The sequence below is a fragment of the Dactylosporangium sp. NPDC050688 genome (assembly GCF_040654515.1).
Classification (GTDB): domain Bacteria; phylum Actinomycetota; class Actinomycetes; order Mycobacteriales; family Micromonosporaceae; genus Dactylosporangium.
Map to the genome: position 1 here is coordinate 66,257 of NZ_JBFAIC010000044.1, position 13,644 is coordinate 79,900.

The window sequence follows — 13,644 nt, forward strand, 5'->3', positions numbered from 1 at the left end:
TCGGGCGGAGCCGGTCGGTGGACCGGCGGCTGGGTCTCACGCGGGCACCTTGGCCACTGCCTCGACGATGGCCCGGAGCAGATCGACCGCGCGCGGGCCCCAGCGGGACGCCACGGCGTCGTCCAGCGCGACGATCCGCCCGGTCTTCACCGCGGTGATGCCGGACCAGCCGGGGCGGGCGGCGACCGTCTCGGCCGACTGCTTGCAGCACTTCGCGTCGGCGAGGAACACCAGATCCGGGTCGGCCTGGACCAGCACCTCGACGGAGAGCTGGGGATAGCCGCCCTTCGCGCCGCCGGGGTCCGCGGGATCGGCCACGTTCTGCAGGCCTGCCATGGTGAACAGCGAGCCGACGAACGTGCTGCCGGTGACCGTGTACAGCGTCGGGTCGAGCTCGTAGTAGTACGTCAGCTTGCTCGAGCGCGGCGGCAGGCCCTTGATCAGCTTGTCGACGTCGTGGCGCATGCGTCCGACCAGGTCCGTGGCCTCGGAGCCGTGGCCCGTGAGCCGGCCCAGCTCGTCGATCTGCCGGTACGTGTCGTCGAGCGTGACGGCCGCCGGTGCGAGGTAGACCGGGATCTTGAACTTGGCGAGCTGCTCGACGACCTTGTTGGCGTCGGTGGTCAGGACGACCAGGTCGGGGTTCTTGGCCACGATCGCCTCGGCGTTCGGCTGGAACCCGGACAACTGCGACGTCGGTACCTCGGCCGGATAGTCGGATTGGTCGTCGACCGCCGTCACCTGCGCGCCCGCACCGATCGCGAAGAGCATCTCGGTGGTGCTCGGCGACAGCGACACGATCTTCGTGGGGCGTTGCTCCAGCGTGACCTTGCCCACCGTCACCGGATACGCGGCGGCGTCGGCGGAGCCGGGCTGCGGGGTGCCGTCCGCGCCGCCGGCGCAAGCGCCGAGCGTGAGCGCGATGGCGACCAGGGCGGCACCGAACGTTACCGGGGTGCGTCTGCTCATCAGTCCTCCTGTCGGTCGAGGAGTCGGTGCTTCGCCGACAGGGGGTGACGAACATGCCCCGCCCGCAAGGCGCCCTTCCTCGAGAGCGCGGTTCGCGACCGTCCCCGGCAGGCGACCTGGCTAGTCCCCGGACCGTACGGATCGGGGCATCACAGTTGCGGGACAGCACCGGTGTCGCACCGGTTTCGCTGCGGGTGGTCGCCTGAACCGTAGTACATCGACGCCGGTCGGGGTCGGCCAGGACCACGCGACCGAGTTCGACGTGCAGGGACAGCACCGGTTCGACCGCAGCCTGGTGCGCCCCGCGGACACTGCGCCGGGTCACTCGCCCGCGCGGAGCACCTCGCCCAGCTGCCGGCGGCGGCGCAGCGCCGCCTCGACCGGCACCACGACGGCGACCGCCGCCAGCAGCACCCCGCCCAGCAGCGCGAGCCACCCCCACGGCAGTACCAGGGAAGGGTCAACGGTCTGGCGGGTGAGCAGCCGCAGTTCGAGCGGGCCGAGCGTGAGCCGGGCCAGCACCGCGCCGAGCAGCGGGCCGCCCACGGCGGCGAGCAGCACCGCAGGCAGCAGCTCGCCGGCCGCGATCCAGCGGGCGTCACGTGGCCGCAGGCCGAGGGTGCGCAGGCGGGTGAGGGTCTGCCAGCGTTGCGGTGCGCCGGCGGCGGCGCCGAGGGCGAGCCCGAGCAGTCCCAGCACCAGCAGCGTCGCGGCGGCGGTGCGGGCCAGCCGCAGCAGACCCGCGGTCAGCGGCGCAGCGCGGCGCGCGCGTTCCACGTCGGCGCGGAGCACGACGTTGGCGGCGGAGTCACCCGAGGCGACGGCGGCGGCGGTGCCGGGACCGGTCACCCAGACGGTGTTGGGCACGGTGGTCAGGCCGGCGGCAGCGAGGCCGGCGGTGTCCACGACGACGAGGTCGGTGGCGCCGCCGATGGCGGGCGCGGTGCCGACGGCGGTGAGCCGGATCGCCGGGGCGCCGTCCGGCTGGGGCAGTTGCAGGTGCATGCCGGGCTGGAGGCTGCCGTCGCCGGAGAGCACCAGCGCGGGGACGTCGCCGGGGGCGGGGTTCGCGAGCCGGGCGAGCGCCGGTGCGTCCGGCAGCGGGGTGGCGGCGAGCAGCCGCTGGAACGCGGCGGCGTCGACGATCACCAGGCGGGGGGCGGTGATCGCGGCGTCGGCGATGACCCTGGCCCGGTCGGTGACCTGTGCGACGACGACGTGGTCGATCCCGGGTGCGGCGGCGATGCGCGCGGCGAGGGCGGGCGTCGAGGTCGCCGCGGCCGGGGCGACGTCGACGCGGGCGTCGGCGCCGACGGTGCGCCACGAGCCGTCGGTGAGACCCTGACCGGCGGTGGCGTCGACGGTGAGGGCGAACGACGCGAGTGCGGTGGCAGTCACCAGCGCCAGCGGCGGGAGGATCCGGGTGGCGGTGGCGGCGGCCCGGGCGGCGCCGAACACGGCGAGGGGGCGGCGGGAGCGCAGGGCCTGGCGGAGCGCGAGGCGGGTGCCGGCGGGCAGCAGCCGCAGCAGCAGCAGCGCCGCGGCGAGCGCGCCGAGCGCCGGTGCGCTGGTGGGCAGGCCCCCACTGCCGTCGGGGGTGGAGGCCGTGCCGGTCGGGGTGATGCCGCGTTGGTGCAGCGCGGTGAGGGCGCCGGCCGCGGCGATGACGATCGCGACGTCCAGCGCGGCGCGGCGCAGTTGCCGGGTGCGCCGGGTCCAGCGGCGGGCGCTGCTGTTCGCCGGGGTACGCCGGTCGTTGGTGGCGCGGGCGGCGGCGAGCACGCCGAACGCCGGTGCGGCGGTGGCGGCGGCCGCGGCCAGCGGCAGCGCCGACAGCACGGCGACGCCGGGCGCGACGGCGCGGGCGAGGGCGAGACCGATCGCGGTGGCCGCCAGCGCCGCCGCGGCTGACTCGATGAACAGTTCCGCGCCGAGGTCGGGCAGTGCCGCCCCGCGGTGCCGGGCGGTGGTGAGGGGCGGGACGCGGCGGTGCACCAGCAGGCCGGCGGCGACCAGCAGCACCAGTACCGTCGCCGACACGATCCCGGTGAGCAGCACCGACGCCTGGGCGGACGCGGCGTTGACCTGGGTCCGCGCGTCGCGCAGCACCGCGTCGAGCTGCGACTCCCAGCGCAGCGACGCGTCGGGGCCGCTGGAGGCGCCGGACGTGGCCTTGAGCTGCACGACGGTCGTGGCGAGCGTGGACGCGGTGGACCAGGTGAGGGCGTCCGGTCGGGCGGCGAACCGGACGGTGCGCTGCAGCTGGTCCTGTTCGAAGGCGAGGCGGGCGTCGGGCAGGGAGTCGCGGGAGAGCAGCCCGCCGAGGTGGGTGGTGCCGACGCCGTCGGCGCCGGCCACCGGGTGCAGCACCGACGGTGCGAGCCGCCAGGCGGGGTCGGTGTCGTCGACGGGCCGGAAGATGCCGCTCACCCGGACGTCCTTGACCTGGTTGTGGGTGTCCTTGAGGGGGACGGTGTCGCCGGGGGACAGGCGCAGCGCCGCGGCGTCCGCTTCGGACAGGCCGACCTGGACCGGCCAGGGCGGGCCGACGTACGGCGCCACCACCAACCGGTCGGTCCCGGCAGCAGCGGCGGCGGGTCCCGGTGCGGTGCCGGCGATCCAGGTGACGGCGGGGCCGCCGCCGTCGGTGGCGAGGTAGGCGAGCTGGAAGGTGCGCAGGACACTGCCGTCGGTGACGTTAAGGACCGGGCTGGTGACGGCGGCGACCGGTGGTTGCAGGACGGCGTGCAGATCGGGGCCGAGTTCGGCCGACGCCCGGTCCCGGAAGTCCTCGACGTCGTCGGCGAGCAGCGGCGCGCGGAGCCGTCCGCCGCTCGGCCCGTCGTCGCGCTCGAACCGGTTGTGCACGCGGACGTCGGCGTCGTCGCCGGCACGGCGGACGGTGTCCCGGACGGCGTCGTCGGCGGTGGCGCGCAACAGCGGTGGCACCGCGCCGGCGAGGAAGGCGACCGCCGCCACGACGGCGGCGGCGAGCAGCAGCGGTCCGGCGTCCGCGCGGGCCCGGCCGCGGATGCTGGGCCAGTGCAGGGCCGGTGGGCGAAGGCGCGGCCGGTTCACGACGCCACCCGCAGGTGGGCGGCGTCGGCCCGGCGGACCTGGACGGAGACGACGGCGGCGACCGCGACGGTGCAGCCGGCCAGGAGCAGGAGCAACAGGGTCGCCTCGGCCGCCCATGGCCACAGCGGTTGCGCCGGCGGTACCGGCGCGGCGCCGGTGTCGGAGCGCACCAGCAGCGGTGCCACCAGCCGGGTGGCGAGCCCGCCGACCGCGGCGCCGGCGATGAGCAGGGGGACCAGCACCGCGGCGTGCTGGCCGAGCAGGACCGCCCGGATGTCGCGCCGGGCCATGCCGATGCCGCGCAGCCGCGCCACCTCGAGGGCGCGGACCTGCAGGTCGCAGGTCACGTGCAGGATGACACCGGCGAGCAGCAGCAGGGCGGCGGCCGGGACGAGCAGCCGCAGCGCGGCGGGCAGGCCGGCGCGCAGCGGGCCGCCGCTGAGGCGGGTGGTTTCCTCGGCGCGGGTGGTGACGGTGCCGAGCCGCAGCGCCGCGGCCCGGTCGGCGGCGTCGCCGGTGGGGTGGCCGACCCACCAGGCGTCGACCGGGAACGTGAGGTCGCCGGTGACGGCGAGGGCGCGGGAGAGCATGTCGAGGTCGGCGAGGACCGCGGCCGCGCCGGGGGCGGCGGGGATCGCCGGCAGCACCTCGGCGACGACGATCGGCACGGCCGTGGTGCCGACGGTGATGCTCAGCGGGGTCCCCCGTTTCGCCCGGATCTCGTCGGCGAAGCGGGCGGACGCGGCGACCGGGACAGGTCCGGGGTCTGCGAACGCGGTGGCGACGAGGGTACGGGCGGCGTCCGGCGCGCCGTCGAGCTGGACGGTCCCGGTCACGTCCAGGCCCGCGGCGGTGACGGCGACGGCCGGGTCGGTCACCCGCGTGGGGACCGGCGGGGCGGAGGTCGCGGTCCACGGGCCGGTGGGTGGTGTGCCGCCCGGCACGGTGAGGGTGACAGCGACCTTGCTGATGCCGCCCGCGTACTCCGGTCCGGACACCTCGACCTTCAGGGACACCGCGACGAGCTGCAGCCCGCCGGTGGTCGCGCAGGGCGGCAGCCGGTGCGGGGTGGCGTCCAGCGGCACGGTGGGTGCGGTGCAGGGGGTACGCAGGCCAGTGGCGTCCTGCAGGAGCAGGCGGGGGGTCACGACGAGCGCGGCGGCGCCGGTGGCGGTGCCGGTGAGGGTGAGCGCGGCGCCGGCCGGGACCGTGATGCCGCCGGCAGGGGCCGCCGGGGCGAGGGCGGTGCCGACCTCGGCCCAGCTCCGGTCGCCGTCGAGCCGGCCGCGCAGCAGGGCGCCGGCGCGGGCGGTGTGCACGGCGACGAGACGCGGCGGGTCACCGGCGCTGCCGAGCCACTGTCCCACGGCGATGCCACGGTTGACGGCGGGGCTCACCGTGCCGCCGGTGGCGGCGGCCACGGTGCTGCCCTGCCCGGCGTCGGGCGGGGTGGTGAGGGTCAGCGCGAGGTCGGTGCCGACGGACACGTCGGCCTGGTCGCGCTGCGCGCGGTGCCAGGTGGCGTCGAAGGCGACGCCGAACGTGCCGGCGGCGCAGGCCAGGCCGATGAGCAGGCCGGCAGCGACCGCCTGCGGGCGGCGGGCGGCCTCGAACGCGGCCAGCGGCAGGACGAGCCCGCGGGCGCGGCGGGCCAGCCGGTCGGCGCCGTGCAGGGCCGGCAGCACCAGGCGCAGCGCCAGCGCGGCACCGGCGGTGAGCAGCAGCGCCGGCGCGAGGACGCGGACGGCGTCGGCGCGGGTGGTGGCGGCGGCGGGTTGCGCGGACAGCTGCCACCAGCCGGCCCCGGCGAACGCGACGAGCAGCAGGTCGGCGCCGGACCGGGCGAGCAGCTCGCGGCGCGGCCGGCGCTCGCCGGGCGCGGGTCCGGGCCGCACGGCGAGGACGACGAGGACCGCGGCCAGCGCGAGTGCGCCGGCCGCGACGGTGAGTGTCTGGGGGCCGGTTACGACCGGGTGGGTGCTGAGCCCGGCGCCGTCCAGCGGTGGCAGGTGGGTGAGGGTGGCGTGCAGGGCCGAGGAGGCGGGGACGGCCAGCGCGGCGGCGAGGGCGGCGAGCGTGCCGGCCTCCACGGTCGCGGCGGCGGCCAGCTGGCGGGGGCTGGTGCCGAGGGCGACGAGGAGGGCGGTCTCGCCGGCGCGGACGCCGGCGGTGAGCCGGGCGGCGAGGGCCAGGGCGGTGGCGGCGAGGATGCCGCCGAGGACGGCGACGGCGAGCACGACGGCGGCCGTGACCCGGCGCTGGTCGTCGGCGGCGCGCAGGGCCAGCGGCAGCGCGGAGGAGACCCGTTCCAGCCCGACGCGGTCGCCGAGGGTACGGGCGAGGCGCCGGTCCGCGTCACCGACCGCGGCGGCGGCGTCGTCGAGGTCGCGGCGGGTGGGACGCGACAGGTCCGGGTGCGCGGTGACCTGCAGCCGGTCGATGGTGGCGCCGGTGGTGAGCAGGTCGGTGAGGTCGACGATGAGCGGGCCGTACACGTTGACGGGTTGACCGAAGCGGCCGTCGAGGTAGCCCAGGGCGGAGCCGGTCCCGGCGAGCGGGTCGCGGTCCCAGCCGGCGCCGGGCAGCGGGCGGACGACACCGACGACGGTGACGTCGATCGGGGGGACGGCGGCGTGGGCGAGCTCGGCACCGAGGTGCAGCCGGCTGCCGGGGCCGACGCCGAGCAGTTGCGCGGTCTGCTCCAGCAGTACCGCTTCCAACGGCGTCTTCGCGGCCTGCGGCCAGCGGCCCGCGGTGAGCTGGGCGCGGGCCGGCAGGTCGTCCATGGCGGACAGGTAGGTCTGGGGGGCGACGGTGGTGCCGGCGGCGGCGGTCGGGGGCAGGGCCCGCAGGATGCTCGACGCGCGGGTGTGCGTGGTCGTCGGGAACGGGGCGAGGGCACCGGTGATGACGGCCCGGGCGTCGGCGGCGACGGCGCTGGCGTCCGGGCCTTCGACGGTGCCGGTGTACGCGGTGACGTCGACGTCGTCGGCGCTGGCGCGGGCGGCGGCGACCTCGTAGGCCCGCTCGGCGGTGCGGGTGGTGAGCAGTGCGCAGGTGCCCAGCAGGGTGGCCCCGACGGTGACGACGCCGAGTAGCGCGGCGAGCAGCGGCCATTGCGCGCCGGCGCGGCGGGCGAGCAGGCTCAGCATCAGTCGAGCTGCCCGTCGTGGATGGTGATGACGCGGTCGGCGAGGGCCATCATCACCGGGTCGTGGGTGGAGACGAGCGCGGTGACACCCTCGGACTCGACGACCCCGCGGATCAGCGCCATCACCGCCAGGCCCGTTTCGGCGTCGAGCTGGCCGGTGGGTTCGTCGGCGATGAGCAGCCGGGGCGAGCCGGCCAGTGCCCGGGCGATCGCGACGCGCTGCTGCTGACCGCCGGACAGCTCGGTGGGGCGCTGCTCGGCGTGTTCGGTGAGCCCGACGAGTCCGAGCAGCAGTTCGACGCGGTGTTCGCGCTCGGCCGGTGCGACGCGGGCCAGCCGCAGCGGAGCGCCGACGTTCTCCGCGGCGGACAGCACCGGGATCAGTCCGAAGGTCTGGAACACGTAGGAGACCTTCTCCCGCCGCAGCCGGGACAGCCCGTCCTCGTCGAGGGCGGTGACGTCGGTGCCGTCGATGTGCACGGTGCCGCTGTCCGGGCGGTCCAACCCGCCGATGACGTTGAGCAGCGTCGTCTTGCCGGAGCCGGACCGGCCGACGAGGGCGACCATCGTGCCGGGTCGCACGTCGAACGACACGCCTCTGAGCGCGTGGACCGCGGCCGGTCCGGCACCGAAGCGGCGGTGGATGTCGCGTACCGACAGCAGCGGCCCGCCAGTCGCGCCGGTAGTCGCGCCGGTAGTCGCGCCGGTAGTCGCGTCGCCGGTAGTCGCGTCGCCGGTGGGCACGGCGGTCACGCCGTGTCCGCCGTGTCCGGGCGGATCGTGACGTGGTCCGGCTCCAGCGCCAGGCGGACCCGCCGGGTCAGGGCGAGGGCCTCACGGAAGTCGCGGGGCACCTGCACCCGGCCGGCGCGGTCCATCACGGCGTACTCCTCGGCGATCACGTGGGTGTCGCCCTCGGCGTTGGTGGTGGCGCGGCGCAACACCTCGCTGCTGGTCCGGCCGTCGCGGATGGCCACCGTCCGCTCGACCTGGCCGCTCACCGCCGGGTCGTGGGTCACCACCACCACGGTGACGCCGAAGCGCCGGTTGACGTCCCGCAACGCCCCGAACACCTCGGCCGACGTCGCGGTGTCCAGCTCGCCGGTGGGCTCGTCGGCCAGCAGGACCCGTGGCTGGTTCGCCAGCGCCACGGCGATGGCGACGCGCATCTGCTGACCGCCGGACAACTGGGAGGGGCGCCGGTCGGCGCAGTCGGCGACGCCGAGGGCGGCCAGCAGCTCGGCGGCGCGGTCCCGGCGGGCCTTGACCGGGGTGCGGGCCGCCGTCATCGGCAGGTCCACCATCTGCCGGGCGGTGAGGTACGGCACCAGGTTGCTGGCCGTCTGCTGGCGCACGAACCCCACGGTGTGCCGCCGGTAGCGGACCCGGTCGGCGCGGGACATGGACAGCAGGTTCCACCGGTCGACCCGCGCCCGTCCGGCGGTCGGGGCGTCGATCCCGGCGAGGATGGACAGCAGCGTCGACTTGCCCGAGCCGGACGCGCCCACGACGGCGACCATCTCCCCGCTGTCCACGGCCAGGTCGAGTCCTTGCAGCGCCTGCACCTCGACCGAACCGGTCTGGTAAATGCGCACGAGGCTCTCGCAGACGATCAGCGCGTCGCGGCCGAACTCGGGCGCCCGCGCCGGCGCCTGCGGCAGTGACAACGACAGCGGCGTGCTCGACATGCCCCTCCTCGGCGGTACCGTGGGTGTCTGAGAATGCCACACCAACCTACATTTCCCACGTTTTTCGAAACGTTCCCGGGAAGGGGTTGAACGCCGCCGGCCGCTGTGGCCTCACCGGCACGGTGGCACGGCCGGCACGCGACCGCCGCCGGTGTGCAGCACCGCCTGCGAGTTGCCGACGACCGGCAACCCACGGCGGTCAACTTCGCCGACGGCTGCCGGTGGCATCCCGGGTACCGGCGGGCAGGCTTGATGTGCACGGGAGTCGGAACCGCGCGGAGGACGTGCGATTCCGGCCCGCGGCACAGCTGGAGGCAGGAGGACTGTCGTGACGAGCACGATGCAGCAACCGGTCGAACTGCTCCGGGACAGACTGGAGCACGCGTTCGCCATTCATACCAACCGCCTGAACGAACTCCTGGCGCGGGGCAGCATGGCGGATCCCACCACGTTCGAGGCCAGGGTCGAAGGGGCGCGGCGTGGCATCGCCGACACCGCACTGGCGTTGCGCCGCATGTCGGAGGGCACCTACGGCCGCTGCGAAACGTGCGGGTCGACCATCGCCTGGCAACGGCTGGAAGCGGTGCCGCACGCCCGCCGTTGCGCGCAGTGCCGGTAGTCGCAGCTGCCCTGCAGCTGCCCCGCAGCTGCCAGGCCCCACGTGCGACGACGGCCAGGTCCGGGTAGCGACGTCCTGGCCGGCGTCGCCGCGCCGGCCCTCCCACCGTGTTCCATGACGCCCGATCCTGGGCGGGCTGATCAACGAACACGCAGGCCGCCTAGCCAAAACCCGATTTACGAGCCCTGCAGGGTGAAGTGTCGTATTTGGACGTGCCTAGTGTGGCAACGTCACGGTCAGTTACTGCAGATTGGGGATCGACGAGGGTATGCCTCAGATCTGCAATAGCTGCTCGTCGCGTTTGATCCTGTCGCTGTGGCTCGCCATGCGACGACCATCGTCATCGTGTTGGGCGCCGGTGCGATGTTCGTGTAGCCAGCCAGCGCAGAACGTCGAGCACCGCTTCTGCCTGAAGCGCGGAGAGCCGCAGCGCGGGCCCGCCGTTGGTAGTGGCGGGCCCGCGCTGGATGACGTGGACGGTCAGTTGCCGGCGTAGCTGGCCGCGATCTCCCGGTTGCTGAGCACGCCCTGGTACACGTGGACGTCGTCGATGGCGCCGCCGAAGAGGAAGGGGCTCGAGTTCGGCCGGCCGCCGATGTTGAGGCTGGTCGCCGACGCCTCGCCGATCGCGCCGTGCCCGGTCGAGTTCTGCCGCACGCCGTTGACGTAGAGCTGCACGTCGCCCGTTGCGGCGTCGAACACGCCCGCGAGGTGTACCCATTCGCCGGTCGTGGCGACGACGTTGGAGTTCGACTCGATGTTGACGTACCCGCCGGAGCCGTCGGGTTGGCGAACCGTGACGCCCCACCTGTGGTCCCAGCCGCGGAAGAACAGGCGGAACGGGCTCTGGTTGACCACCATCTGGTCGACGTTGGTGATCGTGTCGAGCTTGGCCCAGGCGGTGAACGTCATCGACTGGTCGGTGCGCAGGACGGGCCGCTCGACGTCGTCGGCTGTGGTCTGGGTGCCCTTGTCGTCGCGGGTGGAGACGTAGCCGGAGACGCCGTCGAGCTGGACGCCGCCGTTGCCGTCGTGGGAGTCGTTGGTGAGCCACGCCGGCGTCGTTGCCGGGTCACCGCTCCAGGTGGGGTCGAGGGTCCAGTTCGGCACCAGGGTCGCTTTGCGGTTGAACACGGAGCCGTCCGGTGTGTCGCCGCAGTAGCACTCGCCGTCGGGGAACTGCCATGAGCCGACTTCGAGGGGCCGGGTGAGGCCGTGCTGGGCCGGGACACCGGCTGCGGCGTCGGCGTTGGTGCCGGTGATGTCGTCGGTGACCAGCGCCCGGTTCCAGACGCGGGCGTCCGCGATCTCGCCTTTGAAGCGCCCGACGGCTGCTGCGTTCTTGCGGTAGCGGCCCAGGACGATGGGACCGGTTGCGCGCGGGTCGGCGGCGTGTGCCGACACCCAGGTCGTCGACGGGATTGTGGTGCCGGCCAGCTTGCCGTTCAGCCAGATCCTGATCGTGTTCTGCGCCTCGTCGTACGAGCCGACCAGCAGCGTCCACTGGCCCGGCACAACGCTTCCGAGGGGCGTCACCGCGTTGCTGTAGAGCGGTGTGGTGCCGTTCGGAGAGCCCGTGACCGTGAAGGTCCACAGCATGCTTTCGCAGATGAGGTTGAGTGAGAATGCGCTGGCGGAGGAGGTGGACGTGGCGCTCGGTTCCATCGACATGACGCTGTAGTTGCCGGGGGTCGCACACATCGTCGACGTCGGTCGTACCCACGCCGCGACGCTGAACGACTTGCTGGTGTCCACCGCGGGCACCAGCTGACTCGCCTCACCCGTGCCGGCGAACGTCGCAGCGTCCGCGCCGATGTACCGCGCGTCGGGCGTCCAGGTGACGCCGGTCGTGGTCAGCGACGATCCGGAGACGCTGTCGGTGAAGCCGTGGCCGTTGATGCTGTCCAGGGGCCAGTGCGCCACCGCCGCCGACGGGGCGGCGACCAGGATGTTGTGGACGGTGGTCGGGCTGGAGCGCCCGGTGCCGTCGACGCTGTAGACGGTCAGCTTGTTGATGCCGTAGCGCGGCGGGGTCAGCTGAATGATCGGCGAGGCGGTGCCCGCCGGCACGGTCACGTTGGTCGACGGTGCGTCCCAGCCGTAGACGTACTTGACGACGTCCTGCCCCGCGGGCCCTGCGGGCTCGCTGAACTTGAAGCCACCGCTGATGCCCGGCCCGCCCCGTGGCGTACATGCGTTGATGTTGCCCGGGTCGCAGCCGGTGTACACAGGCGACGATCCCACGGACATCGGGGACACCAGCGGCGCCGGTGGCGCCGTGGTGTCGACGGTGAAGGTGCACCACGGCGACCAGGGCGACGTGTCATGGCCGTCGTTGGTCTGCACCCGGAACTGGTACTGCTTGCCCTCGGCGGCGCTGCCGAGGCTGACGGTCACGGCACCGTTGTTGTTGGCCGGCTTGGCCGGCCCGGACAGGGTCGTCACGGTGCCGGACGGCAGCTGCTGCCACTGGAACGTCGAGGACAGGGTGTCGGCGCCGTCGGCGTCGACGTACTGGGCCTGCAGGGTCGGCGAGTTGGTGCCGACGATGCCGCCGCAGGCGATCTGGCCCTGGTGCGGTGAGAGGTTCGCGGGCGTGCCCGGCACCGTGTTGTAGGTGACGCTCATGGTTGTGCGGTAGTCGACGTAGAACTTCTTCCACCGGTCGCCGGCGGACTCGTTGGCGCCGTTGCTGTCGCAGGCGCACAGTCCCACCGTGTAGGTGTCCCAGTTGCCGTTGGCGGCGCCCTGCACGTCGGCGCGCATGGTCTCGTTGCCGCCGAAGGTCATGAGCATGTCCGGCTGGCTGGTGCTGCAGCCGCCGGCCTTGTTCGCGTGGCCCCACGCCGTGCCGAGGTAGGGAACGCCGGACCCGAGCGGCCGCGTTGCCCAGTTCATCCGGCCGCCGTTGCTGACGCTGATGCCGCCGGAGCGGAACAGGCTCGTGGGCGTGTCGGTGCACGAGTACGAGTGGTAGAGCTCGATGGAGAACGAGGCCGCCAGGACGTGCTTGCCCTTGTAGGTCTGTCCGCCGTAGGTGGTGGGGAACTCGAAGAAGCCGCGGTACAGCTTGCCGTCACCGCCGTATGCCGGGGGGTTGTACCCCACCCGCGCCTTGTCGTTCGGGCCGTAGTCGGCGTCGAGGGACCGCGAGTACGCCCACCTGGTGTCCGCCGGCCCGATCTGCGGGTCGATGAAGAGCGGGAACGCGGCGGTGGAGCTGCGCAGCAGGGCGGCGTCGGGCCGCAGGAGCATGCCGTGACCGTCCGCGTCGGCGGTGACCGCGATGGGCGCGGTGCGGGCCGTCACGCCCGGCCGGTGTTCCGTCGACCGCAGTTCGGCCGTCGGCGTCTGCCGCAGCGCCGTGAGCTCCGCTGCGCTGGCCTGGGCCTCACCGCCCGCGCCCGGGTTCACCGTGGAGTCCCACATGGTCGCCTCCGACGTGACCGCGATCGTCCGGCCCGTCTTGTCCCGGAACGCCACCCGCCCGCCGGCGGCCGGCCGGGCCACCGTGTCGCCGCCGACGTCGTACCGGATGGCTGCGAGGGCCGGGTTCGCCGCGGCCGCCGCGGTCTTCACGACGAGGACGTGCGTGAACCCGGTCGCCGTGGCTGTCGCGCGCAGGTCGATGTCGGGCAGGACGTTGCGGTAGACCGCCGACGACCCGTCGATCACCGGTTTCGGCAGCACGACCGGCAGCGACAGCTGCAGCGACGACCCGCCTCCGCGATAGGTGACGAACGGGCCCTTGCCGCCGGCTGAGAACACCACGTCGGCCACCGCCGCGAGGGGCGCCAGCGAGCCGTCCGCCCGGGCGCGCAGGCTCGTGTCGATCGGCGCCCACGACCCGTCCGCGCGGTGCACGCGGGCCGGCACCGCCGACGACGTGAACGTGGACGAGCCGTCGGGGTTGGCGAAGACCTGCGTGTACTCGCTGCGCCCGGCCATCACCTCCACCCGGCCGCCGCAGGCCTTCGCCGCCGCCGCGGCGGCCCGCTCGTCGGGCCGCTCGGCCACGCACGGCACCGGCGCCGCCGACGCCGGGGCCGGCGGCGAACCGGCCGCAACCAGCAGGCTCGCCAGAAGCGTCAATACGGCAATTATGTGCACGCGGGCATGACGCCCAAATAGGGACGCGG

At 74.4% G+C, this 13,644-nt stretch carries 7 protein-coding genes and 1 riboswitch; of the genes, 1 reads left to right on the top strand and 6 read right to left on the bottom strand.

The features are described 5' to 3' along the window. Positions 1 to 36 precede the first annotated feature (36 nt). The 5 genes from AB0H83_RS33245 to AB0H83_RS33265 all read right to left on the bottom strand — a co-directional run bounded on the left by AB0H83_RS33245 (position 37) and on the right by AB0H83_RS33265 (position 8,886). Positions 37 to 969 carry an ABC transporter substrate-binding protein gene (locus AB0H83_RS33245; RefSeq protein ID WP_360101979.1) on the bottom strand — a complete coding sequence of 311 codons (933 nt, stop codon included), beginning with the start codon at positions 967 to 969 and terminating at the stop codon, positions 37 to 39. A gap of 88 nt (positions 970 to 1,057) precedes the next feature. Continuing rightward, positions 1,058 to 1,196: riboswitch (cobalamin riboswitch) on the bottom strand. A gap of 94 nt (positions 1,197 to 1,290) precedes the next feature. Next, complete coding sequence (locus tag AB0H83_RS33250; protein ID WP_360101981.1) at positions 1,291 to 4,047, bottom strand: FtsX-like permease family protein; 2,757 nt, start codon at positions 4,045 to 4,047, stop codon at positions 1,291 to 1,293. Then, positions 4,044 to 7,199, bottom strand: coding sequence for an FtsX-like permease family protein (locus AB0H83_RS33255; protein WP_360101983.1), 3,156 nt, complete (start codon positions 7,197 to 7,199; stop codon positions 4,044 to 4,046). The genes AB0H83_RS33250 and AB0H83_RS33255 overlap by 4 nt, the downstream gene beginning before the upstream one ends. Further along, entirely contained in the window at positions 7,199 to 7,861 is a 663-nt protein-coding gene (locus tag AB0H83_RS33260) for an ABC transporter ATP-binding protein (RefSeq protein ID WP_360102023.1), read from the bottom strand. Before AB0H83_RS33260 ends, AB0H83_RS33255 begins: the two co-directional genes overlap by 1 nt. Before the next feature lie 86 nt (positions 7,862 to 7,947). Further along, complete coding sequence (locus AB0H83_RS33265; RefSeq protein ID WP_360101985.1) at positions 7,948 to 8,886, bottom strand: ABC transporter ATP-binding protein; 939 nt, start codon at positions 8,884 to 8,886, stop codon at positions 7,948 to 7,950. A gap of 328 nt (positions 8,887 to 9,214) precedes the next feature. Between AB0H83_RS33265 and AB0H83_RS33270 the strand changes: the two genes are divergently transcribed. Continuing rightward, positions 9,215 to 9,505, top strand: a complete 291-nt coding sequence (locus tag AB0H83_RS33270) for a TraR/DksA C4-type zinc finger protein (protein ID WP_360101987.1) — start codon at positions 9,215 to 9,217, stop codon at positions 9,503 to 9,505. Positions 9,506 to 9,985: 480 nt separating this feature from the next. On the opposite strand, the gene AB0H83_RS33275 is transcribed toward AB0H83_RS33270, so the two are convergent. Next, a complete protein-coding gene (locus tag AB0H83_RS33275; protein ID WP_360101989.1) occupies positions 9,986 to 13,597 on the bottom strand; it encodes a LamG domain-containing protein in 3,612 nt (1,203 codons plus the stop codon). Between the last annotated feature and the right edge of the window lie 47 nt (positions 13,598 to 13,644).